Annotated in this window: 13 protein-coding genes; 11 read left to right on the top strand and 2 right to left on the bottom strand. The window is 39.3% G+C overall.

Going from position 1 to position 25,006, the window contains the following annotated elements; translation table 11 throughout:
• The first annotated feature begins 4 nt into the window (after positions 1 to 4).
• From VK664_RS15800 to VK664_RS15760, 9 genes are all read left to right on the top strand, one after another.
• On the top strand, positions 5 to 1,894 hold the full coding sequence (locus tag VK664_RS15800) for a glycosyltransferase (protein WP_461399650.1): 1,890 nt from the start codon (positions 5 to 7) through the stop codon (positions 1,892 to 1,894).
• A 2-nt stretch (positions 1,895 to 1,896) separates the two neighbouring features.
• Positions 1,897 to 3,111, top strand: a complete 1,215-nt coding sequence (locus VK664_RS15795) for an acyltransferase family protein (protein ID WP_461399649.1) — start codon at positions 1,897 to 1,899, stop codon at positions 3,109 to 3,111.
• Positions 3,112 to 3,342: 231 nt separating this feature from the next.
• Entirely contained in the window at positions 3,343 to 10,347 is a 7,005-nt protein-coding gene (locus VK664_RS15790) for a fibronectin type III domain-containing protein (RefSeq protein WP_461399648.1), read from the top strand.
• Between the two features lie 84 nt (positions 10,348 to 10,431).
• Positions 10,432 to 12,624: a GumC family protein gene (locus VK664_RS15785; RefSeq protein WP_461399647.1), complete on the top strand. Its 2,193-nt coding sequence runs from the start codon at positions 10,432 to 10,434 to the stop codon at positions 12,622 to 12,624.
• Between the two features lie 25 nt (positions 12,625 to 12,649).
• Entirely contained in the window at positions 12,650 to 13,714 is a 1,065-nt protein-coding gene (locus tag VK664_RS15780; RefSeq protein WP_461399646.1) for an acyltransferase family protein, read from the top strand.
• On the top strand, positions 13,711 to 15,060 hold the full coding sequence (locus VK664_RS15775) for a lipopolysaccharide biosynthesis protein (protein WP_461399645.1): 1,350 nt from the start codon (positions 13,711 to 13,713) through the stop codon (positions 15,058 to 15,060). Before VK664_RS15780 ends, VK664_RS15775 begins: the two co-directional genes overlap by 4 nt.
• A gap of 6 nt (positions 15,061 to 15,066) precedes the next feature.
• Positions 15,067 to 16,275 (top strand): glycosyltransferase, encoded by a 1,209-nt coding sequence (locus VK664_RS15770; RefSeq protein ID WP_461399644.1) that lies wholly within the window; start codon positions 15,067 to 15,069, stop codon positions 16,273 to 16,275.
• Between the two features lie 131 nt (positions 16,276 to 16,406).
• Positions 16,407 to 17,561: an acyltransferase family protein gene (locus VK664_RS15765; protein WP_461399643.1), complete on the top strand. Its 1,155-nt coding sequence runs from the start codon at positions 16,407 to 16,409 to the stop codon at positions 17,559 to 17,561.
• 5 nt (positions 17,562 to 17,566) lie between these two features.
• Positions 17,567 to 19,024: an O-antigen ligase family protein gene (locus VK664_RS15760; RefSeq protein ID WP_461399642.1), complete on the top strand. Its 1,458-nt coding sequence runs from the start codon at positions 17,567 to 17,569 to the stop codon at positions 19,022 to 19,024.
• On the opposite strand, the gene VK664_RS15755 is transcribed toward VK664_RS15760, so the two are convergent.
• Positions 18,988 to 20,169 carry an acyltransferase family protein gene (locus tag VK664_RS15755; RefSeq protein WP_461399641.1) on the bottom strand — a complete coding sequence of 394 codons (1,182 nt, stop codon included), beginning with the start codon at positions 20,167 to 20,169 and terminating at the stop codon, positions 18,988 to 18,990. The two genes, VK664_RS15760 and VK664_RS15755, sit on opposite strands and share 37 nt — an antisense overlap.
• A gap of 115 nt (positions 20,170 to 20,284) precedes the next feature.
• Here VK664_RS15755 and VK664_RS15750 point away from each other — a divergent pair, with 115 nt between their 5' ends.
• The gene (locus VK664_RS15750) at positions 20,285 to 21,004 is read left to right on the top strand and encodes a TolC family protein (protein WP_461399640.1); all 720 of its coding nucleotides are present in this window, start codon (positions 20,285 to 20,287) and stop codon (positions 21,002 to 21,004) included.
• 497 nt (positions 21,005 to 21,501) lie between these two features.
• On the top strand, positions 21,502 to 23,730 hold the full coding sequence (locus VK664_RS15745) for a PKD domain-containing protein (protein WP_461399639.1): 2,229 nt from the start codon (positions 21,502 to 21,504) through the stop codon (positions 23,728 to 23,730).
• A gap of 80 nt (positions 23,731 to 23,810) precedes the next feature.
• Here the strand turns inward: VK664_RS15745 and VK664_RS15740 are convergent, their stop codons facing one another.
• Positions 23,811 to 24,995, bottom strand: a complete 1,185-nt coding sequence (locus VK664_RS15740) for a glycosyltransferase family 2 protein (protein WP_461399638.1) — start codon at positions 24,993 to 24,995, stop codon at positions 23,811 to 23,813.
• Positions 24,996 to 25,006 lie beyond the last annotated feature (11 nt).

The following is a 25,006-nucleotide window of genomic DNA, read 5'->3' as shown; positions in this document are numbered from 1 at the left end:
TAAAGTGAGAGATAACAGGAAAATAAGAGTTTTAGAATGCATCCGGCAAGGCCAGGTAGGTGGGGGCGAATCCCATCTATTGAGCCTTATTGAAAATCTTGACAGGTCAAAGTTTGAACCCATTGTACTTTCTTTTACGGACGGTCCAATGGTGGACAGAATGAGAAAGGCCAATGTCGAATGTCATGTAATTCATACCGAACGGCCGTTTGATATTAGCAAACGGAAAGTTATTAATAAATTTATCAGATCTAAAAACGTTGATATCATCCATGCACATGGAACGCGGGCCAACTCCAATGTGATGTGGTCAGCTCGTTCCTTGAACATTCCAGTGGTTTACACTGTTCATGGCTGGTCTTTTCACCCCGATCAAAATTTCATTGTCAGAAACCTGCGTGTTTGGGGTGAAAAATATCTGACATCAAAATCTGATATCAATATTTCTGTTTCGGCATCGAACAAAAAGTCTGGAGAGGATTTTCTAAAAAAGTTCGAATCGGTAATAATTAACAATGGAATAGATCAGAATAAATTTTCTCCTGAAAAAGAACTTAAAAATATCAGGAAAGAACTGGGAATTTCAAGCGACGCTATACTGGTGTTGTTTGTAGCCCGATTTACACATCAGAAGCAACCTCTTCAACTCCTTGCAGCTTTTGCGAAAGCTTTAAAGCAGCTTCCTCAACTGCATTTGCTTATGGTTGGAGATGGTGAACTTAAAACGGAAGCAGTTACATTAGCCGGTACCCTGAACATAAATCCAAACGTTACATTTACCTCTTTCAGATCAGATATTCCAGAAATCCTTGCAGCTGGAGATATTTTTATGTTGCCATCGTTATGGGAAGGTTTGCCTATCGGGTTGCTCGAAGCAATGGCGATGGGAAAGGCAATTATTGCTTCTGACGTTGACGGAACCAGTGAGTTAATCATACATAATAAAAACGGAATTCTGATTCAACCCGGTAACCGGGAGGCTATTTGTGAAGCACTACTACGTGTGGCAAAAGATCCAGGTCTCAGGCTCATACTTCAACAGAATTCGCAAATTACAATTAGAGAAAGGTATAATGCCGTCACTATGACAAGGCAGATTGAAGAAGTGTACCTCAAACTTTTTCCGCAAAATAAATTTAACCAGATGGAGTTTGAAAGAATAACAGATATCAAAAGATTGAAATTTATTAGTAATGTCCTGGAATCCGGACTTCCGGAAGGCGCCGAGGTACTTGATGTAGGTTGTGGTAATGGTGTTATTTCAAGGAGCCTTGGAAAACAGGGTTTTAAAGTGAAGGGAGTTGACATAAGTGAAAAAGCCATTGCACGTGCAATGGAGCTTAATAATAATTCGAATGTAAGTTTTGAAGTGAAAAGTGCTGAACAGTTGGTTAGTGATGGAGCTCGCTACCACGCTGTAATTTGCAGTGAGGTGCTTGAGCATCTTAACGACCCCGGGAAGTTGCTAGCGGTATTGCATGATGTTTTACATAAGGATGGAGTTTTGATTGTAACAGTGCCAAATGGCCAAGGTCCCAGAGAACTGTTAGTGACCCGGCCGGTAATTTCGTTACAAAAAAGCAATGGCCCGATTTGGAAAATAATTAATAAAATTAAACAAGGACTGGGTTATCGCGGAACAACAGTACAAAGCAGCGCTGATGATTTAACCCATATTCAGTTCTTCACGAAGTCGTCTTTGATAAAATTAGCTCAACAAAATAATTTCTCAATCATAAAGTTTGGTAAAACAAATTTTGTTGAGGATGTTTTTCCATTTTCATTACTAACAAAAAAAATTAAGGTCCTTCAGAAACTTGATTGCGCCATAGCTGAAAGGCTACCTTATTCTTTTAATGGTGGGTTTGTGACAGTGTGGGAAAAAGCAGTATAAAAATGGAAGTAACAGCTATCATAGATAAGCCTGAAATAAAAACAAAGCTTCTTGTGGGTAACCGCCTACATGGGATAGATGCTTTGCGTGGCTTTGCGATGATGTTGGGAATCTTGTTACACGCCACAATTGCATACAAGGTAATTCCCCTGGCAAACTGGCCACACGATCTAAGTTTTAACCACTGGACCTTCGATCTGATCTACCATTATGTCCATTCTTTCAGGATGCCACTTTTCTTTTTAATCGCTGGCTATTTTTCGCGGTTGTTATTCATCAGGATGGGAGAAAAGTCATTCATTTATCATAGGTCAAAAAAGATATTGATACCGCTATTATTTAGTGTGGTTTTCATTTTACCATTTACCATCCTTCCATTTTTGGTATCCAGGGAATTAACTGATCATCCAGGACAATGGAACATTATATTTCAGAATTCTTTTAAGGGCCTTATTCAATGGAACGGCCTGGCTCATCTCTGGTTCTTATATTATCTTCTTATTTATTATGTTGTTGTGGTTGCCTGGTTCCGACTTGGTAATATTAAGTTTTTGATGAGTTTCATAACCCGGTTTAGTGTCTTACTGAACTCGATACGTCCGGGTAGTATTAAGGGAATTGTTTTTTTTAGCGCTCTTGTGTGGATGGTATTATCTATGTCAAAGGACCTGTATTTGCATGTAGACACAGGCCTATTCCCAAATCCGGAATATCTTCTTTTTTATGCCCTACTGTTTCTTGCCGGATGGCTTGTAAATAAGCACCCTGTTGATTTACAATGGATCACAAATCATTTTCGTTTGAATATTACCGTTGGGTCAATATTATGCATCCTGCTTTTTCTGGTAGAATTTTCAGGCCATCGGTTTACCGGATGGCAAATGTTTTTATTGAAGATGATTGTAGCGTTTCAAATTATAATCCTGGTTTATGGCGTAATAGGTTTTTTCCTGCGTCACCTCGGAGAGGAAAACAAAAAGTGGAGATATATTTCAGATGCATCCTATTTTATATATTTAATGCACCTGGGATTAATTGCATGGCTACAACTTTACTTCACACAGACTTATGTACCAGGCATCTTTCGGTTTATGCTGGTCGTTATAGTTCCAATTTTGATTTCACTTTTCCTTTATGAGAATTTTGTGCGATACACTATTATAGGTGAATATTTACATGGCAAAAGAGAAAAAAATAATAATGCAAAATTAAAATAACGAAAATAGTCTCTTGTCTATTTTGACTTTCGGACTTTTGGAATATCTTGTGTATCCTATCAAACCCCTAAACCAATCTCCTCTAAAAGCTGCTCATCATAATCCGTTTGAATACACACATTCAAAGAGCAAACTTCTAATGAAGTTTAAATCCTAAGCATCAACCAAAGTTTCCAATCTTCCTGCAACCACCTAAGCATTTCGAGTTCTAAACTGGATTAAACAAATAATATGAAGCTTTTCTACCTTCGGTTACTAGGGATTTTATGCCTGTGTACCTCTTTGAATGTTATCTCTTTTGCGCAAGCAGGGGTTTTGAATCCCAACGACCCTGTTGTGAATTACAACTCATCTGCTCCTCCTACGTTACCAGCCTGGGGACAGATGAAAAAATGGGTAAGAACCAAGCGCTTAAGCTGGAATAGCGATTCATACAAGGCTTATCAGTATAAGGATATAGTTTTCCGAATAAAGTTTCCAAAAAGCTATCAACACGGTGTAACTGATGGTAAAACCTACCCGGTTATAATAATGTTACACGGGAGAGGAGAACTTGGACCCATATATGATAACGAGTTCCAGTTATACCATGGCGGAAGAACTCTTATGGATGCTGTTGATAATGGCACCTTTGATGGCTTTGTACTGTTTCCTCAGAATCAGTACGGTTATTTTGGTGCTTCTCAATACGATGCACTACGCGAGGTTCTTTTGAACTACATGGTTCCGCAAGTGAAACTGGATCCGTATAAAATATTTGTCAATGGTCTTTCTGCAGGTGGAAGTGGCACCTGGGATTTTACATTGAGACATCCCAGTTTATTTGCAGGCGCATTACCAATGAGTGCCGTGGATGCATCTTATAAAAATACTGCCAATCTTGAAAAGCTAAAGTTTATAAATCTTTGGCATTTCCAGGGGGGACTAGATAAATCACCTAATCCTGCTGCCAGTGCCGAAGTCGGTGCGGCCATAACTGCTGCTGGTGGAAATTATAAATACACGTTATATCCGAATACCGGTCATGATGTGTGGAATCTGGCCTGGGCTGAAAAGCAATTTTTCCCATTCCTTCTTTCAACTAACAAATTGAACCCTGTTCCTCTTTTCAAAAAGTTTCAGTTCTGTCAAGGCGAACCGGTAAATGTAACATTAGGTATCAGTACCGGTTTTGATGGTTACCAATGGCGCAAAAATGGAACTGTTATTGCCAATGCAACGAACAACGTATATAATGTTACCGATTTTGGTACTTATGATGTGCGTGTAAGAAGAGGAACTACCTGGTCATACTGGTCACCTGTACCTGCAGTTGTTAAAGTACGCGACACGACAATTACTCCTAATATTACATTGTTTGGCGGTACAAGCCGGGTTATACCTTCGCTTGCGAGTAATAAGGTGACCCTGGCTATGCCTGAAGGTTATGCAAGTTACACCTGGGAAAAAGTAGGATCTGTTGGAACGATTGGTACTGCCAGCCATCTTGATGTAACAACGCCTGGCGACTATCGCGTAAAAGTGACTGAGCAGTTTGGATGTGTGAGCACGTGGTCGCCAAATTTCACCGTAGTTGATGCAGATAGCACACCAAAACCTGATGCTCCGGCAAACCTGATAGCATCGAAGATCTCTACCACTTCAATAAAACTTGATTGGAGTGATAATCCGTATCCAACGAATAATGAAACTCAATTTGAAATATACCAGTCACGGGTTTCAGGTGGACCTTATTCATTGATTGGAATAACAGGGAAGGATACAACCACGTTTGCCGTTAATAATCTTATCACGAATGTTAAATATTATTATCTCGTAAGGGCAGTGGGTAATTCCGGGGCATCTGCGACTACTCCTGAAGTAAGCAGCACTACTGTGCCTGATACTGAAGGACCGACTGCGCCTAAGAACCTGGTGTTTACCAGTGTAGCAAATAATACTGTTGTATTAAAATGGAATAGTTCGACCGATAATGTTGCAATGGATAAATATGAAATTTATATTAATGATGTAAAATCATATGTAACTGCCGATACTACTTTCACTTGCTATAATGTTACACCTGACACATCTTATATATTTATTGTAAAAGCTATTGATAAAGCAGGAAATCTTTCAGCACCTAGCAACTACCTTTCTCTCAATACCGGCCTCAAATACAAGTATTATCAAGGTACCTGGTCAGTGCTACCGAACTTTAACAATCTCACACCGGTTGCTACTGGTGTATATTCTGAAGTGAGCATCAGTCCCAGACTTCAAAACGATAATTTTGGATTTCTTTGGGAAGGCTATATAACAATTCCTGTCAGCGGTTCTTACACATTCCGGACAAGATCTTGTGATGGAAGCAAACTCTGGATAGGTTCATATAACTATTCAGCTAGCCCATTGGTTAATAATGACGGGGATCACAACGCGCAAGACAGAGACGGTACAGTTACACTAACAGCAGGTGTATACCCTATATCAATAGCGTTTTTCCATAATACGGGCAGTGAAAGCATGAGTGTTTCATGGAGAACTCCTCTTAACACAAACTTTACTACTATACCTGGTACTGCATTCAGTCCAACATTGAATCCTTCTGCGCCGGTTGCACCATCAAATCTTGTTGCAACAGCAGCTTCATATAACAGAATCAATCTTACATGGGAAGATAATTCGGATAGCGAAACAGGATTCGAGATACAAAGAACACCGACTCCAAATGTCCTGACCAGTTTTATTACTGTTGGTACAGTAGGTGCTAATTCTAATTCATATTCGGATTCAGCAAGTCTTTCGGGTTCAACCACCTACTTTTATCGTATCAGATCATTCAATAATTCCGGTGCGTCTGCCTATAATTCAAATTGGATCGAGTCGAACTGGAAGTTCAATAATACATACAACGATTCACTATCCACAGGTCGGACCATAACAGCGAACGGTGGGCCAACTTTTGACAATGCTAACAAGGCAGAGGGGACTCATTCTGTATATCTGAATGGTACCAACAACCGGTACCTCACCATCCCTAATACGGCAAGCTTCATGCAAGAGGCTTATGTCGAAAGGACTGTGGCATTTTGGATGAAGTCGGCAAACAATACCGGTAATAAGGTTGTGCTTGATTTAGGAGGAAGTGATGACGGTATTTCTGTTATGATTAGTAATAATCAACTTCGCGTAGGCCTGGCGAGCAATAACGTTCGCGTTGCACTTCAGGTTCCTTTCACCAGCCTGGACTGGAACCATGTTGCAATTGTTTATAATAGAAACACACTGAAATTTTACCTGAACGGGGTGCTTGTAGTATCAAACCTTGATTTGCCATTTGTAGCAATGACCACAACTTCTAATGGTCATCGTATTGGTACAACAAACGGAACAAACGCCTTTAACGTCACAAGTGGTACTGTCCTTTACAATGGTTGGATCGACGATCTGGCAGTGTTCAGTAATGCTCTCTCAGGGTTGGCGGTAAATAATGTGAAGGCTGGCACGTTTGCTATTTCTGCAGCAACAACATTGGCCCTGCCTTTAATACCTGCAGCTCCTATTAATCTCACAAGTTCAGGAGTAAGTACATCTGCTAATAGCATCAGTTGGACTGATTTAGCAAACAATGAAGCGGGCTATGAACTTTATCGTTCTGAAGATTCTAAAGAGAATTATATTCTTATTGCTTCGCTTCCGGCTAACAGCAATTCATTTAATGATGACGGCCTTTTTTCAAATGCGATACATTATTATAAAGTAAGAGCGGTGAATGATGGTGGTTATTCTCCTTATTCAAATGAGGATAGTGCTAAGACTATCAATGTGCAGCCGGTGGTTGCTCCTGTTTCAAATCAATTCCTGAGATTTGGTACAACACTTGAACTGAACCTTAATGCTACAGTTAGTAGTTCTGAGCCAATTACGTTCAGTTTCACAAATCTCCCGGCTTTTGCCACATTTACACCAGGCGCAATAAACGGAACCGGGATACTCACCTTCGCTCCTTCGGACCTGCAACAGGGAACCTACGCTGATATTATTGTAACAGCGACGGATAGTCATGGTGGTGCAGGAACTACAGCCTTCCAACTTGTGGTAAATGACAACCATGCCCCGGTAGTTGCTGAGATTGATCCTGTGAATGTGGACGAAAAAGCGATCAAACAGTTTACGCTTACGGCGACAGACCAAAACCCAACGGACGTTATCACCTGGTCATTTGAAGGATTGCCTTCATTTGCTACAACTCTAGTCAACGGCAACTCGGTAGAAATCACTCTTACACCAGGGTATCCTGATAATGGTATTTATCCTGTTATTGCAAAAGCTGATGACGGTAAAAATGGAGTGGGTACAACTTCGTTCAATATTTCTGTGAATGATGTGACACCGGCGAGCAAGAAGATCTATTTGAACTTTACTCCAACAACGGTGCAGTTCCCGGTTGGTGCTCCATGGAATAGCACGAACAGGCTTCCGAACCTGAATGCAGATTTCCCGAACCTGTCTGATGACGCAGGAATTAATACAGGCATTGGCTTTAAGATATTAACGCCATGGCAGAACCAAAATAATGGTACCAATACGTTGGGTGCTTCTACAGGAAACAACTCTGGTATCTATCCTGATAATGTCCTGAAAACAGCATATTTCACGGATGCCAACCCGCAAAGCATGCGTTTTTATAAATTGGATCCAGGGACCAAATATTCCTTTACTTTCTTTGGTAGTAGAGGTGCCGTATCCGATGACAGGACAAGCGTCTATACCATTAACGGTTCAAGCGTAAGTCTGAATGCTGCGAGCAATCTCAGCAACACGGTAACGTTATTTAACATGCAGCCCGGATCCGATAGCAGTCTTACAGTAACTTTGTCAAAAGGAGCATCCTCTGCATTCGGTTATCTGAATGCGATGGTAATAGAAACTTCGGCAGATGACGGGACTGCGCCTGCAAAACCAAGAGAGGTTGAAGTCAGACTGAGCGGTGGTAAAATGGATCTTACATGGGTTGACGCTGCATACAATGAATCCGCATACGAAGTTTACCGTGCTACTTCATCAGCAGGCCCTTACATTTTGCTGACACCTGGTGGCAACAATGCTAATATTACTCAGCATCTTGATAGTACAATTTCCGGAAATACATTATATTATTATTACGTCAAGGCGACCAACGCTGCAGGAAGCTCTCCCAATAGCGATACAGTTTCAATTACCTCACCTAATACAAGTCCTGTAATTGGAACAATTGCCGGAATCTCACTGAAAACCCAGGCAACTTCTACAGTCAATTTCACACTGACTGATGATGCGGGAGATATAATAACGCTAAAAACGCTGGGTTTACCTTCATTTGCATCTGTTACAAATAATGGAAACGGAACAGGAACTATCAATGTGACACCTGGTAATAATATTGGCTCATTCAATGTTACATTAACTGCAAATGACGATAAAGGTGCAAGTAGCAGTCGTCAGTTTACAATCTCAGTTACTGACAAGGATATCACTTCAACTTATGTAAATTTCAATACGACAATCCCTGTCGGTTATCCATGGAATAGCTTTAACAGTCTTCCTTATGCCGGAAGAGTGTTGACCGGACTGAAAGCAGACAATGACAGTATCACAGGAGTTTCAATAACTCTGGTTGATGGATGGGAAAGTGCAAATGATCTTGGAGCGACAACCGGTGACAATACGGGTATATATCCCGATAATGTAATGAAAACTGTATTCTATGAAAGTTCAACAGCTGTCAAACGAATCAGGATTTCAGGATTGAATGTCCCCGGCAGAAAGTATAATCTTATTTTCTTTGCTAGTCGTTTGGGTGGAGATAACAGAACGACTAACTACACCGCCAATGGTCAGACAGTGTCACTCAACGCTGCAAACAACGTTGCCAATACTGTTCAGATCAACGGACTGGAACCAGATGTCAACGGAGTCATAGAGTTTACAGCACAGAAGGCAACTAACTCATTGTTTGCTTATCTCGGTGCCCTGGTAATACAATCGTATATCGATAACGGAACGCCATTGGCTCCAACAAACCTGGCAGTGGTACCTAAGTCTAAAACATCAATTGGTCTTACCTGGAATGATAAATCTGCAGGTGAAAATGGATTCGAGGTATACCGCTCAGAGACCTATGGTGGAACATATAGCCTGGTGTCTACTACCGGACCAAATGCAACATCGTTTGTAGATCCAACCTTGCAGGCAAACAAAAAGTATTATTACAAGGTTCGTGCGAAGTTGCAGTCATTGTTCTCCGAATTCAGCAACATTGACGGAACGGCAACTTATTCCTATTCAGTATTTATCAACTTTAACCGAACTGATAACGCACCGCTTCCATGGAACAATACCGCGCGTGTTCCTGAACAGGGCTATGAATTTGCAAATCTGAAAAGCGACCAAAATACTTCAACCGGAATCAATATGGTTATCGCGAAGAACTTTAGCGGAGATAATCCTGATGGCATGAATACACGAAACAACAGTGGTATTTACCCTGATAACGTATTGCGTAGTTCATGGTGGGTAGATAAGGGTTCAACTGCTGAACTTCGAATCAAGAATCTAAACAGGGCTATGAGATATAGTTTTGTATTCCTGGGAAGTAGGAATGGAACTGGTGACAGAACAAGTGTTTATACTATTAACGGAAAAAGTGTGTCACTTAATGCATCCCTCAATACCAGTCAAACCGTTCAGTTAGATTATGTAGAGCCAGATGAAAATGGGGAAGTACTCTTGACTATCAGTATGACGGAATGGTCAATGTTTGCCTACCTTAATTCCCTGGTTATTCATAGTTATCAGGTTGCTCCAAAAACTACAAGTCCGAATGAGGAAACCACTACAGGGTTGGCAACCAAACCAGTACTTAATCAACTCATAGTGAGTGAGATAGTAAACAATGAGAAAGCTGAACCACTGAAAATAAGCGCTGTTATACCGGAAGTTGAAATTAAAGGTGTGAAAGCTTACCCGAATCCGTTCCTGGACGAAGTTACTATTGCTGCAGACTTTACTGCAAACATGAAAAATGTAACTGTACAGGTGTCAGATCTTACCGGAAGGGTGGTATTTAGGCAGACTTACGCTGATGTGTTCGGTGGACGATGGAATCAAAGAATAAACCTTCAGGGTAAAGCGACTATGCCCGGTGTTTATATTGTGCAGTTGCTTGGGCCGGACAATAAGCGACTTGGGGTTATCAAACTAATAAAGAAATAGCACTTGTTTCAAAAGAAAGTCCGGCAAATTGCCGGACTTTCTTTTTGAAGAATCTTTTTGTATCATTGTTGTAATTCGTGTGAAATGGAACTAGTATATATCTTCCGCTTACTCTACCGCAAGAAATGGATAATCCTGACTTGCACTTTGATTTCAATGGTTGCTGCATTTGTCTTCACTTTGAACGACAAGAAAATGTACAAATCCCTGGCCCAGGTATCTACAGGATTTACAGTAAGTGAAGAATTGAAACTTACGGATGGTACATTCAATCTATCCCAGATCGATGTGAATTTTAACAACGCCGTTGAAAACATCAATTCTGCCAAGGTTTTGAGCTTGTTAAGTTACCGACTGATTTTACATGACCTGACGGCAAAGGATCCTTACCGGACTCCCAAAAAATTGAGCCCCAGTTCATTAAATGTAGACAAAACGGAGGCTGCGCGGGTATTCGCCAATAAGTATGATTCGATAGCTATTCTAAATTCAGCAAACGAATTCGAAAAGAAATTGATTGCCCTGCTTGAAGACTATGAATATGATGTTGCGGCGCTTAAAAGCCAGTTGTTTGTTGGTAGACATTTAAGAACAGATTTTATTGACTTTTTGTTTCGGTCAGAAAATCCGGAACTATCTGCATATGTTGTGAATACGTTATTTAAGGAATATCAAAGGTATACAGAGGCGTTTCGACGTGAGCGCTCTATTGAATCGATGGTTGCCCTGGATTCTTCTGTCAGGAAGAAAAAGCAGGAGATGGATAGCAAACTCGAGCTTCGCTCCAGGTTTATCGGAGATTCCATTTCTTCAATTGATCCTAATGTGCTGGGAGCGAATCAGCTTACACAGATAAGCCAATACGAATCATATCTTGCAGATGAAAACGCTAAATCACTCAGTCTGAATTATCAGCTGCGCACGTTAAACAAGCAGCTTAAAGACTCAGACATCCCGGTTACTCCAGTGAGTACATCAGATAATAACAGCGAATATTTTGCATTGAGACGGCAATACAGCAATTTAATGGATGAATATGTAAGGAAAGGATCTAATGATCCGGAGTTAAAAGGAAAACTTGACGACATCCATGAAAGAATGAAATTAAAAGCTCCTTTATCGGCTGCAACACCAAATACTCCTGTCGACGCAAATAATCAAAAGGCCAGCCTGGTGCAACAAAGAAATAATGCAGAGGGTGAATTGCAGGCTGCAAATGCAAAGATTAATTTTTATACCCGCAAACTGGCAGAACTTCGTAATGCCTTAGTAGTCGGTTCACCAAATTCTTCCTCATCATTGGGACGTTTCGAAAAAGAAGTAGAAATAGCAACTGCAGAATATACTTCAGCGAAAGAGAAATATAATATCGCGTCCAATATGAATGAAGGGGCGTCAAGCAATTTTAAACAGACTGTATATGGCCAGCCTGCATTACAACCAGAGAAATCCAGGCGAATTCTGGTCCTTGCTACCTCCGGGCTAAGTGCATTTTTGTTGAGTAGTCTTGCTTTCGTTTTTCTGGGATTTGTCGATCAGTCGATCAAAACACCTTCACAGTTCAACCGGCAGACGGGATTACCATTATTAGGAATAATCAATTTCATAAACCTGAAGTCTGAGAGTTTGAAAGACAGGGTTACTATTCTTAAATCAGGTGATCATCATCGCAATAACGCGTTTCGGGAACTTCTCCGCAAAATGCGATATGAAATTGAAAGCAGCGGTAAGCATATTTTCCTTTTTACAAGCACAGAACCTCAACAGGGCAAAACGACGCTCATTCAAGCGCTGGCTTTCAGCCTGAGTCTCGGCAAAAAGAAAGTGCTCCTTATAGACACTAATTTTTGCAACAATGACCTTACGCTTCAAGTTTCAGCAAGGGAAACCCTGGAAGAATTTTCCGGCAACGGCCAGATAGGGAAGGAGGAACTGGAAAGCATAATTACGGAGACCGCGGTAAATAATGTATATGCGATAGGTTGCAAAGGGGGAGATTATACGCCATCTGAAATTCTTCCCTACAATCACTTCCTTAAATACTTGCCTCAGCTTCTGGATAGATTCGACTATATATTTATGGAATCAGCCCCGCTAAACGGGTTTACTGATACTAAGGAGTTAGTACAATATGCTGAGGGGGTAATTGCCATTTTCTCTGCAACAGCGGAAGTCAAGCATACTGATAAGGAATCGATAAAATATCTCGCACAATTAGAAGGAAAATTCCTGGGAGCTATCCTGAATAAAGTCGAAAAGCCGGATATAAGTCTCTAGGCGCTATGTATTAAAAGTAATTATTTTGGAAATTGTAGAACAACTCCCTGCTTCTAAGAGTTCCTTTTCTAAGGCAATAAAGGGAGAGAGAATGGAATGGATAGATTATGCAAAAGGGCTGGCAATAATACTTGTTGTCTACAGGCACTCTCTTGTGGGAATAAACAGATCAGGTATACATGTGCCTGAATTCCTGTATGATATCCAGGAATTTGTTCTTAATTTCAGAATGCCCGTATTCTTCATGCTTTCAGGGCTTTTCCTGGACAAAGCTATAAGAAAATGTACCCCAACTGCGTTAATAAGACAAAAGTCGAATACGTTGTTATACCCATACTTATTTTGGGCAGTAGTTTTTATCACTATCCAGATCCTGTTATCATCTTATACTAATTCAGTACGAACCTACCGGGACTACGCTTTCATACTGACCCAACCCAGGAATCTTGATCATATGTGGTACCTGCTTGCATTATTTAACACAAATATGTTATTTATCCTTGTATCTCCTTATTTATTAAATAAAACGATAACACATATCGTTTTTGCCGTCGTTCTGCATCTCTTAGCATATGTGGTTAGAGACTACAGTATTATTTCAGATCTTTTCTATCATTATATTTTTTTAATGTTAGGGGTGATGTTTTCTGAAAAGCTTTTTGCTCAGAAAGAAAAGAGTAAAGGCAATATGTGGCAATTGCTGGCAATTACACCACTTTTTGTTGTAGGTCAGCTCATCTGGCTAAAGATGAGGCCGGGAACATTTCAAACCCAGCTTTTATTTCTTCTGGTTATACTTGTGGCTTGCGGTTTTTTTTATATGCTTTGCAGGGCGCTTTATGCCTATAATATCCTGAGAGGGCTTTCATTCATTGGCAAATACTCTTTATACATATATATTCTTCATTTGCTGGTGATTTCATCTTTCCGTATGTTCTCGATTCATTTTCTCCATCTGACTAATGTATATTTTATAGTTTTTGCAGGGCTTATCCTCGGAGTCGGTTTGCCAATAATTATTTATAGAGCAGGCAAAAAATTTGGAATTGACTTGCTGTTTTCCCTTGAGCCTAAAAAGACGCTGATATGAAAAAGAAATACTCGTATTGGCTTGACTCCGGTAAGTACTCTATGCTTCAGAAACTTGTAATGGTACTGTTTGGATTGTTGACCTTTATGTTACTGGCAAGGGTTTTTGGTGACCCGGAGAAATTTGGCATTTGGGGATTATTTATTGTCATCTCTTCAATAGTGGAGATGTTGAGGCATGCGCTCGTAAAAAATGGCTACATTCTCTTTATAAATACCTGTGAAGATCGCGACCGCCCCGGGTTTGAATTTGCAGCATTGTTATCAAATGTTATTTTCACTGTGATCCTCGTTGTTTTTTTCTTTTTAACAGGTGATCTATTTGAAAGAACATTTCATTCAAAGGGGATGGGAATTATCCTGAAGTATTATGCAATAACATTAATCTTTCTGCTTGCATTTAGCCACCGCGAATTTTTTCTGATTGCAAGGATGGACTTCAAAGGAATGTTTTTTATGTATCTCATCAGGAACGGGGTGTTTCTTCTAGTGGTTTCATATCTCTTTTTTACGAGAACCAGCATATCTCCGGAAGTACTTGCTATTTATTATGGCCTGAGCGCTGTTGCCGGCGTTATTATCGGAATGGTATTGGGAGAGAAGTATTCCAGGCTAAGAATGAAATGGGACAGACAAATTTTCATAAGATTTCTCAATTACGGAAAATTCATATTAGGGACTAATTTCTTTGCTTTGGTGTTCAGGAATACAGATAGTTTCATTGTGGCGAGGTTTATTTCTCCTGCTGCTGTAGCCTTTTATAACACTTCTACCCGGATCATAAATTTTGCTGAAATACCTGTACTCGTACTGAGTGAAACTATGCTGCCAAGGGCTGCACAAATCATAAAGACCGGTGATCTTTCCGGGATGAAAAATATTTATGAGAAAACAGTAGCGGCCATGCTAACATTAATAATCCCCTTCATAATTGTTGCATCATTCTTTTCAAAACAAATCATCCTCATAATTGCCGGTCCTGAGTATCTTCAAGCGGTCCCTATTTTAAATATAATGATACTCTATTGTTTCTTCATCCCATTTACAAGCCAGTTTGGAAATACTATGGATTCAACAGGTCGGGCAAGTACAAATTTTGTAGTTAATACAGTATTCGCGCTTTTTAATGTTGCTTCTAACTTTTTCTTTATCCACCATTTTGGCCTTATAGGGTCCGCCTATGGAACACTCCTGTCTTATTTTTTATTGTTTTTAACTACACAAATTCTGCTCTCGAAGCTGATAGGGGTGAGTGTGCTGCAAATAATAAAGAATATTTTCGAATTATATCCTGAATATTTAGGCATAGCGAAGCGTTATATATCTAAATCCCTGAACAGCCGATAAATCCTGATGTTGCAAAACCGTAATATACTATGTATTGCTAATCCTTCATGGGAAGCAGATTATTCTTCTACTACGGTCGAATTAATGAGGGTGCTTGGAACGCAAAACCGTATTTTATATGTCGATAATTCCTACACCTGGAAGGATATTTTATCGTCTTTTTTCAAGAAAAAGCAATTGCCTTATGGTAGAATTCTGGGATTCAAAAGCAGGGTAAAAAAAGTTCAGGCAGACCTGGCTGGTGAAGTCATACTTTTGTATCCGCCGGTTACTATTCCGGTTAATTTCCTAAAAGCGGGTATTATATTCAATTGGCTTTCTTCTTATAATGGTTGGTTGGTCAGGAGCAGTATCAGGCGCTATCTGCGATTGTTGCGAATGGAAGACCAGGTCATAAATATCATATCTTTTAATCCTTCAATCGGACTCTATACCGGCAAGCGTCTTGGTGAATCGTTGCTTATATATCACTGTTATGATGAAATAGGAGCTGCTACCTGGATGAAGAAACATGGTCCGGCCCAGGAGCGACAGTTTGCTAAATTAGCTGATGCTACAATTGTTACCTCGCAATGGTTGCTTGAAACAAAACGCAACATCGCAAAAAAAGTATTTCTTGTAAAGAACGCAGCAAACGTTGATCTTTTTTATCAGGCATTTAAATCAGATGTCTCAGAAGTAAAGATCATTGGATTCATTGGAAGTATTGACGAACGGCTGGATTACAATCTTTTGCAATATGTAATTTCGTCGCTCAGTCAATATCAGTTTGTTTTTATCGGAAGAATAATCGATAAGGTAAACGCACTAAGGCTGGAACAGTTTCCAAACGTAAAATTTGTTCCACCTCAAAGACTAATAGAGCTTCCCGAATATGTCCGGACATTTTCCGCTGGTATTATACCTTTTGTTCGCAACGAATTTACAAAAGGCATATATCCGTTAAAAATCAACGAATATCTAGCCGCCGGTCTGCCTGTAGTTACTACTGATTTCAGCTACCTGGACGAGTTCAAAAATGTAGTAAGCATTACTTCAGATAAGGAATCATTTAAAAATGCACTTATCATGGAATTAGCACAGGATACTGTTGAGAAGATGAAATTAAGATGGGAACATGCCCGGTCAAATTCATGGCTAAACCGGGCTGTGGAACTGTCCGGGATTGTGACAAGCCTTGAAAAGGCAATAAAATACGAAAATAATGAGTGCTGAAAACAAATATTCGAATCCCAGGATCCTTGAAATGGTAGTAATATGTTTTATTGCAGTAATATTCATTTTCCTGTTTGCAAAAGTATTATTCGGCTAATGGTGTCGGCTGCCATGGTACAATATTTCGTTTCATGAAAGTATATTTTAAGAATCTTGATGGCATACGATTCATTGCAGCTTTCCTGGTTGTATTACATCATGCATTTTTCTTCAAACTGGGTTACTCTCCGGGATCTCATTATTTGAACCATATTCTTGAAGATGCAGGAAGAATGGGGGTTAATCTTTTTTTTGTTCTTAGCGGTTTCCTGATCAGTTATCTTTTGTTTATTGAAAAGGATAACACACAGACCATTAGTTACAGGAATTTTTATATAAGACGGATTTTGAGGATCTGGCCGCTATACCTGGTTTACGGCAGTATGCTGATATTTCTAAGTCCATATATTCTTAGTAAAATGGGGTTAGGAGCCAATATTGACTTCTCAACAATGCTAATTAATTTCCTGTTCCTTTTATTGTTTGCTGTCAATATGCAGTTAGCATTTTGCCCGCCGAATAGTGGCATTTTTGAAATCAGCTGGTCGGTATGCATCGAAGAGCAATTTTACTTAATCTGGCCAATAATAATGAACCGCTTTCGCAACCACCTTTTACAAGTATATGTGGTTATGGTGCTTATCAGATTACTTTTGCGGATACTATGTTTTGTTATTCCCGAATTTTATCCTGTCAGCTTTGATAAACTCGTAAGCATGAATTATCTGTTGATTTTTGATAAGCTGGATTTATTTGGCGGGGGTATGTTTGTTGCCTGGTTTTATTATAACAGGGAAAGATATCAGGATATATATCGGAAAATCATGCATCCTGCAGTTCAAATAAGCATGATTATTATCACAATTGCTTATTCTCTTTCTCTTATTCCGTTGCCCTGGGGTTTATCTTATTTTGGTGATCATTTAATTGTTACGATTCTTTTCGGTCACCTCATATTAACTGCGATTGCGGAAAATTCAGTCTTAAACCTTGAAAACACCGTAATGAAGACGCTTGGAAAAATTTCGTATGGTATTTACCTTTTCCACACGGCCATCTGTCAAATAGTTCTTACAATCTTCAGGAAATATTTTCGAAATCCGGATTTGAGATTATTATATGATGTAGGGTATCCATTTTTATGTACACTCATAACCTGCATACTGGCTTATATTTCTTATGAGTATTTTGAAAAAGTATTTCTGCGGACAAAACACAAGTTTGCAGTCGTGAAAACAAGAGTTTGAAAATAATGTCTACAACGAGGAAAATATTAAAATTACTATTCTTAGCTGGCCTTTTTGCGGCTGGGGTAGTGTTTGCGTTACTCATTGCTTCATCCGAGAATTTGACCGGGCTGGTACTTATTGCGGGAATACTGGGAATTGCGGTTGGGCTATGTGCAGTCCTATTTCCTGAATTCGGATTTTATTTTTCGATTGGTTTCTCATTTTTGGCTTTTGACTTAAATAGGCTTGTTCCTGTTCAATTTGCGTTCATTTCATTGATTGATCTGCTGATTCTCGCTACCTTCCTTGGGATCTTACTTAAAAAACTTATTTCGAAGCAAAGCTTTTGGTTAAGATGTAATCACTTGATTATTTATATATACCTGGTTTACGCGGCATATACATTTATGCAGATATTAAATCCAAATGCAGTTTCAACGGATGTGTCAATATCAATAGTACGTAAGTATTTTAATTTGTTGCTTATTCTTTACTGTGCCGTTCAGATATTCAAAGATGTAGTAGCTATTAAACGATTTTTTGATATCTGGCTATTCTTTTCATTTCTTTGTGCATCTTATGGATGTTACCAGGCCTGGTTCGGTTATCCGGGTTATGAATACAATTACATAATGTCCGATAGTTTGTTAATCGGCCTTTATACCATGACCACCGGGGAACTTAGAATATTTTCTTCCCTATCAGATCCGAAAAACTTTGGGCTTTTAATGGCTGCCTGTGCTATGATATCATTGGTATTGCTGCTACAGGCTAAAAATAGCAGGTTGAGAAAATTTGTATATGTTAGCTATACACTGTTCTTTTTACTGGGCATGTCCTATTCTGGAACCCGGACAGCTAATTTCATGTTGGTGATGGGGATGGTTCTCTATATTATGATGACAATCTTCAGGTTGAGAACCGTAGTGTTTACCTCTATCGCTGCGATGGCATTCATTGTAATTTTATATGGGCCTATTTATGGCAATAATACTGTTAACAGGATCAGATCAACTTTTGATTTTGAAAAGGACGAATCCTACAATGTAAGAAACAATAACAGGCAACGTATCCAACCTTATATTTATGAACATCCAATGGGTGGCGGCCTGGGAACAACAGGCATTGATAACCTGGCAGAAAATGCTTCCCATCCACTTGCTGGCTTTCCTCCGGATAGTGGCTATCTATTGACCGCGCTGGAAGCCGGATGGTTAGGACTACTAATTCAGATGTGTGTTTACTTCATCATACTTCAACAAGGGGTGCGTGCATATTTCAGGGTAGAAGGGGAAGGAAAAGTATATCTCCTGGCTGCTATAATGCCGCTGTTCGGATTTATGATTGCCCAGTACGCACAGGTTTCAATTGGTCAGCCACCGGGATTGTTTTTATACTATGCCGCTATTGCAATTATTATTGTTCTCAGACCTCAGGGAAAGAATCAATTAACAGGGGTAGGTGCGGCAAGCGCAGCATGAACCACCTTCTTTTTTGTTTTTACAATCTCCATCCGCGATTTTATTTTGAGGAAGAATGATTCGACATATTTAAAAGAAAGCCATGAAATGAGAATTGTAAGCGTAACGGACAACGAGTAAATGAGGATATTTTGAATAATTAAGTTAGAAGTAATACGAGTAGCAATAAATATCCCGGCACCAATGCATACCGGATGATACATATAAAGCCCGTAAGAGATACTTCCAAGAAAATTCAGTATTGAATTTTCAAGTTTAAGGATCGAGGCAGGATTCTGGGCAGCATTCAACACCATCACGGCACACAAAAGTGTATAAATCCTATAGTCGAGTACTTCTTCAGTAAATAGTATATAATGGCCTAATCCTATTGCTGTGAATAAAATAATCATTACAAGCCACTGAACATCTTTCCTGAATAATATTCTTTTACACAAATTTTCTTTTCGAAAAAACAGGATACTAAACGCACATCCTACTGCTATACAGGCGAGATATTTAAGCTGAGTTAATAGTGCACTGACAATGTTCGATGAAATAGAATTCCCGAAATCTAATATATTAACGACGAATTTGATAATTTCTGGTGAGAATATTACAACTGTAAATGCAATTAAGAGGTAATTTCTGCGTTTGAGTAATCTAATTAAAAGTGGCTGAAAGAGATAAAATTGTTCTTCTACAATAATACTCCATCGCTGATCTGCATAGGGAATATAGTAATGGGTGAAATTGGGGAGTAACAATAAAAGTATCAGGATATTAGTAAGACTAAGGTTATTCAGAACATTGTCTGAAAAACCAGGTATTTTTAAAAAGCCTAATTGGTTGAATACAAAAATGCTTAGTACAACAATGATATAATAAAGTGGCCAGATACGCAGGATTCTACGAATGTAGAAGTTTTTTAACTTGATAGTATTGGTGCTTTTCATTTCCTGTAGAAGCAAGGAGGTAATAAGAAAGCCGCTAAGCGCAAAGAAAAGTGATACACCAACTTTTCCCGGTATGGGAAACCATTGGTAGTAAGGAATTTTCCAGAATTGCTTGATAAACTCAATATGTCCAATCAAAACGATGAAAGCACCTATTGCTCTTAGTCCATTAAGATTTGGGAAATATACTTTATCAGTCTTGCTCTTCATTCTGACGGATTAACGCCCTGGAACGAGCGTAGACTTAGGGTTTAGAGAGCTAAGATACCATAATATTTGAATTGTTTTATTATCTTGGGAAGTGATTTAAAACCCTATTAAAAGAATGAAGAAAATCTTTTTTGCATGTGCCCTTTTGATTTCAATACAAGCTGTAAGCCAATCAATAAATGATTCAATTGTAAATATCAGGTTTACACTTGAAGACACTATCGCAAACAAACTTGCTGAACTCGCTGTAATAAAAAACCCGGAAGCAAGAGTGTATGATCACCGTGCAAATGCAGATTTATATGAGTGGCGGAGAAGCAGGTTGTCCATCCTCAGTGCAGTAAGTGCTACTTTTAATCTTAATGAAGGAAATCTAAAATCCAGTAAAGATTCTGCAGGTCCTCTGTTGTTTTATCCCCGTTATAATTTTAGTCTTTCGGTTCCCCTGGGTCTTTTCTTTACCAAACCACAAGAAAATAAGAGAGCCAGGTCCATGTATGATGCGTCAGTAGCCACTAAAGACGCAGAGATCAACAATCTAAAAAGCCAGGTTAAAAAAACTTATCAGACTTATATCGCTAATAAATATTTGCTAAGTCTCCAGGAAACATTATTGCAGGATGAAGTTGTATTGTTCTCCCAGGTGCAGGACAAATTTGAAAAAAACCAGCTCTCGCTTGAATTATTCACGAATGCTTCTAAAAGAATAAATGCCGAGCTGGTCAAAAAGCTAAACCTTGTGCGCGATGTTGGAAGCGCCAGAATCGATCTCGAGTTACTGATAGGTATGGATTTGATGGACGCACTTGCTCTTATCGCACCTCGCCGGAGTTAATTATATTAAAACTAATTACTACACATACTGTAAATTGATCATCTGATCAATCATTGTGTATATGCCTCAACATTAAAGGAGGTATTCGTGATTTCGTATTCATTACGGCAATGAGTAGCCGAAAATTGTTATGCGATGGCATTCGTATTCTTTGTGCGATCCTTATACTTCGCAAATTTATTTAATCTTATCCGGAACCGTATTACTTCCCAGCCGGGTATTTCAATTAGCTGATCATTTCCTGTACTCTCTACGTTGGATTTTATTGAAATCCGTTACATCCGCCTATACTAAAAAAATTTTAGACGAAACTTGATTTGGATCAATTCCTAAGAGTTAATTTTTACTTTCTGGTTCCTTGGTATATATTTTGTTACATCCGCGGAAGAACTTGTTTTGAATCAATTTTTTATTCTTAATCATAAAATCCTCTGATGTTAACCTCGCCAAAACTACTAGCCTCTTGCCTCTTCCTGTGTATAAATCTAATCTTCAACTTGTCTTCCACAGCTCAGGTGCAAACACCCAGGCATACTACGATAAACCCCTTTGTCCATGGTTTTTACGAATACTTACCTCAAGGATATGATCAGGGATCTGCTAGTTATCCTTTGATAATTTTCTTCCATGGCGCAGGTGAAAGAGGTGATGGAAGCCCTTCCCAGCTTCCCCGCATACTTTCAAATGGCGTCCCTAAAATGATTAATAACGGCACATTTCCCACGTCCTTTACCGTGAACGGACAAACGCACAAATTCATTGTCATTTCTCCGCAGTTCACAGATGTACCAGCCTGGAATCAAAATAATTATGTTAATGATGTGATTGACTACGCTGTAAGAAACTACAGGGTAGATGCGAGCCGTATATATCTTACGGGGTTAAGCATGGGCGGTGGTATGATATTCTATTATTTTCAACAGAACATCAATTACACAAATAGGATTGCAGCGATTGTTCCGATAGCTGAAGCTTACGGATTTAATGATGGTACAGCAAAGGTGATTGCAGATGCGAAAGTTGCAACATGGCTGACTCATAACAGCGGTGATAATGTGATAAATGTTAGCCCTACGAGATTATATGAACAAGCAATAAACAAGTATTCCCCTGGATTGGCAAAAGCTACTATTTTCCAGGTAAGTGGCCATGACGCGTGGACCAAAACTTATGATCTTAATTTTCGGGAAGATGGTAAAAATGTATTCGAATGGATGTTGCAATTTAAGAAAGGAGTAACCACCACCCCTCCATCAAACAGGGTTCCAACCGCAAACGCAGGTTCGGATAAAAATTTAAGTTTACCTACCAACACCGTTGTGTTAAATGGGTCAGGTACAGATTCGGACGGGTCAATTGTTTCTTATACATGGAGTAAAGAATCGGGACCAACCCAGTTTACATTTAGCAATACAGGGATCATGGCGCCTACACTAAGTAATCTGGTTTCAGGCACATATGTTTTTAAACTAACTGTTAAGGATAACAGGGAGGCTGTCGCATCCGATGTAGTGACTGTAAATGTAAGCCCCGCTTCTAATAAACTTCCGACGGCCAATGCCGGATCCGATAAGAATATAACTCTGCCAACAAACAATGTAACGCTGAACGGATCAGGTGCGGATGCCGATGGAACAATTACCTCATATAGTTGGAGCAAGGTTTCCGGGCCTGCGCAGTTTACCTTAGCCAACAGCGCTATTGCTTCCCCGGTAATTTCAAATCTGATTACAGGAACTTATACGTTCAAACTCACCGTTAAGGATAATAATAACGTTACAGCTTCAGACGATGTCAATATTGTAGTAAATGGAGCATCAACACCACCACCGACCGGTACCAGTGTTCAGCGTGTATTAATTGATTTTGGACCTGCCTATTCTTCAACAGGTTTGGATACATGGGGCAAACAATGGAATAATATAACAAGTGCTTTGCCAGGTGTGCAGTTAAGGAATGCGAAATCAATAAAGAATGAGAGTACCAGTATTGGGCTTGAAGTAATCAACAGAATAGACGGCACGTTTGGAGTATCGGGTACCGGAATTAATGGAGGAAATAATATTGGTATTGTAGGAGATTACCCAGCAACCAGTACTTCGGACTTCGCATTTGCCCACTACACCACAACAAGTGGAAAATGGAAAATCTTTGGATTGGATGCAACTAAGGAATATTCTATTAAGTTTTGGGGAACGAAATCTTCGTCTGCAAACTACAGTGTTTTAATAAAGAGATCCGATGAATCGTCCTGGAAAGAATATAACGCTGCGAACAATAAAGATTTCAACAACGGCGCCGTATTTTCTTTTAAAGGAAAGACCGAATTAACTTTTGATATTAAAACCAAGGCTACGGATTATTTGGCCGGGTTCGGATATATAAGTGTAGTTGATATAAATACGATTTCCGGTGGAACTAACACCAGTGCACCACCAACAACCAGTCAGCCACCGTCCACCGAACAGGTTTCTATTTTGAAAGTGAGTCCCGTTCCTACTCAAAATAATCTGGTGCTATCAATCAACAATACTTTCAAAGGAAAATTACTCATACAGGTTCTTGATTCCAAAACAGGTACGATTAAACAAACGATCAATTCGAACAAATCTTCGGAAGGAGCTATGTCATTATCATTGAACGTAGGTAGTCTTCCGCTTGGTGTTTATCTTGTTCGGGTATGGTTTGGTTATACTGCAGAAAAGGTGCAGTTTATCAAAGAGTAACAAGTACTGTTTCACATATATTACCGGAGCTGCCCCTGATCACAGGGGCAGTTTCACTTTTAAATATATCCGCTGGGTTTTCAGGCGCCGATCTGGCTACGCGCGGCTTTTTCCCATAGCACTGTTTGATTTCCCTTGATGAATCTGATAAAACCCAGGTACAGTGAGTAGTTGATAAATACCAGGTAATATGGTGCATAGAAAAGACTTATCTTAATTCCTTTTTTTGAAAGGATCCATCCTATAAATGCTCCAACATAAAAAAAAGTTTGAGCTAACATTACCAAATAAAAAAATCCGGATTCATTATTAACAACCAATAAAATATTGAAGAAAAAAATAACGGGAAGAAAAATCGGGCAAAGGGTCCACCGTAGAATCCGATGGGAGATATACTGAAAAGATAATACCGGATATTTGAATATGTTCAGCAGGTCACGTAAAATGTAAATTGATTGGAACCCCCCGGCACTTATTCTTATTTTTCTTTTTTGTTCTTCTTGTATTGAAGCTGATTCGCTCTCTGACGCATAAGCTTCAGCTTCATAAGCAATCCGGTAGCCTTTTTTGCAAATAGAAAGCGAAATGATGAAATCGTCAAGAAGGATGTCGTCTCCCGGGTATTCGTATAATGAAGTTCTGATAGAAAAAAGTTCACCTGCAGCTCCCACAACAGTGTAGAATTTCCAATCCAGCTTTTTCAGAAATGATTCATATTTCCAATAAAGTCCTTCACCACCCGCATTGTTGTTATTAGTGGATTGAATAACTTTTTTTTCACCGGCAACCCCTCCAACTTTCGGATCCTGATAATGTCTTATAATATTTTTAATGCTGGCTTTGTTCAATATGGTGTTAGCATCAGAAAAAATTACATAAGGGGTATTTACCATTCCCATAGCACGATGCATAGCTGCTATCTTTCCATTTCGTGCCGGTTGGTGAAGTAAAGTGATTTGTGGATATAACTTAACTATTTCGGATGTTCGGTCCGTGGAGCCGTCCGTGATAAAAACAATATCAAGGTTTTCAGATGGATAATCTAATGAGAGCGTGTTCTCGATTTTTTGCAGAATGAACTGCTCTTCATTGTATGCAGCTACAAGAAGTGTTACACGAGGATAATTGTTGTTATTAGGATAAGTTTTGTTTTTCTTAACCAGGAACTTTATCTTGACAAGTACCCATAACAGAATACCGTAACCGGCATAGCTGTAAAAAATTACTACTAAGCCTACAAAAAAAATTATTTCTATGAATGTCATAAGGGGCCCCC

It is taken from the genome of Flavitalea sp., assembly GCF_035489435.1.
GTDB lineage: Bacteria > Bacteroidota > Bacteroidia > Chitinophagales > Chitinophagaceae > DATHKG01.
The sequence above is the reverse complement of the archived record's forward strand: the minus strand, read 5'-3'. Positions and strand labels throughout refer to the sequence as shown.

Bases quoted from the DNA above. Each gene is read 5' to 3' on its own strand.
- VK664_RS15795 (WP_461399649.1), top strand. From the start codon at position 1,897: ATGGAAGTAACAGCTATCATAGATAAGCCTGAAATAAAAACAAAGCTT.
- VK664_RS15790 (WP_461399648.1), top strand. From the start codon at position 3,343: ATGAAGCTTTTCTACCTTCGGTTACTAGGGATTTTATGCCTGTGTACC.
- VK664_RS15785 (WP_461399647.1), top strand. From the start codon at position 10,432: ATGGAACTAGTATATATCTTCCGCTTACTCTACCGCAAGAAATGGATA.
- VK664_RS15775 (WP_461399645.1), top strand. From the start codon at position 13,711: ATGAAAAAGAAATACTCGTATTGGCTTGACTCCGGTAAGTACTCTATG.
- VK664_RS15770 (WP_461399644.1), top strand. From the start codon at position 15,067: ATGTTGCAAAACCGTAATATACTATGTATTGCTAATCCTTCATGGGAA.
- VK664_RS15765 (WP_461399643.1), top strand. From the start codon at position 16,407: ATGAAAGTATATTTTAAGAATCTTGATGGCATACGATTCATTGCAGCT.
- VK664_RS15760 (WP_461399642.1), top strand. From the start codon at position 17,567: ATGTCTACAACGAGGAAAATATTAAAATTACTATTCTTAGCTGGCCTT.
- VK664_RS15755 (WP_461399641.1), bottom strand. From the start codon at position 20,169: ATGAAGAGCAAGACTGATAAAGTATATTTCCCAAATCTTAATGGACTA.
- VK664_RS15750 (WP_461399640.1), top strand. From the start codon at position 20,285: ATGAAGAAAATCTTTTTTGCATGTGCCCTTTTGATTTCAATACAAGCT.
- VK664_RS15740 (WP_461399638.1), bottom strand. From the start codon at position 24,995: ATGACATTCATAGAAATAATTTTTTTTGTAGGCTTAGTAGTAATTTTT.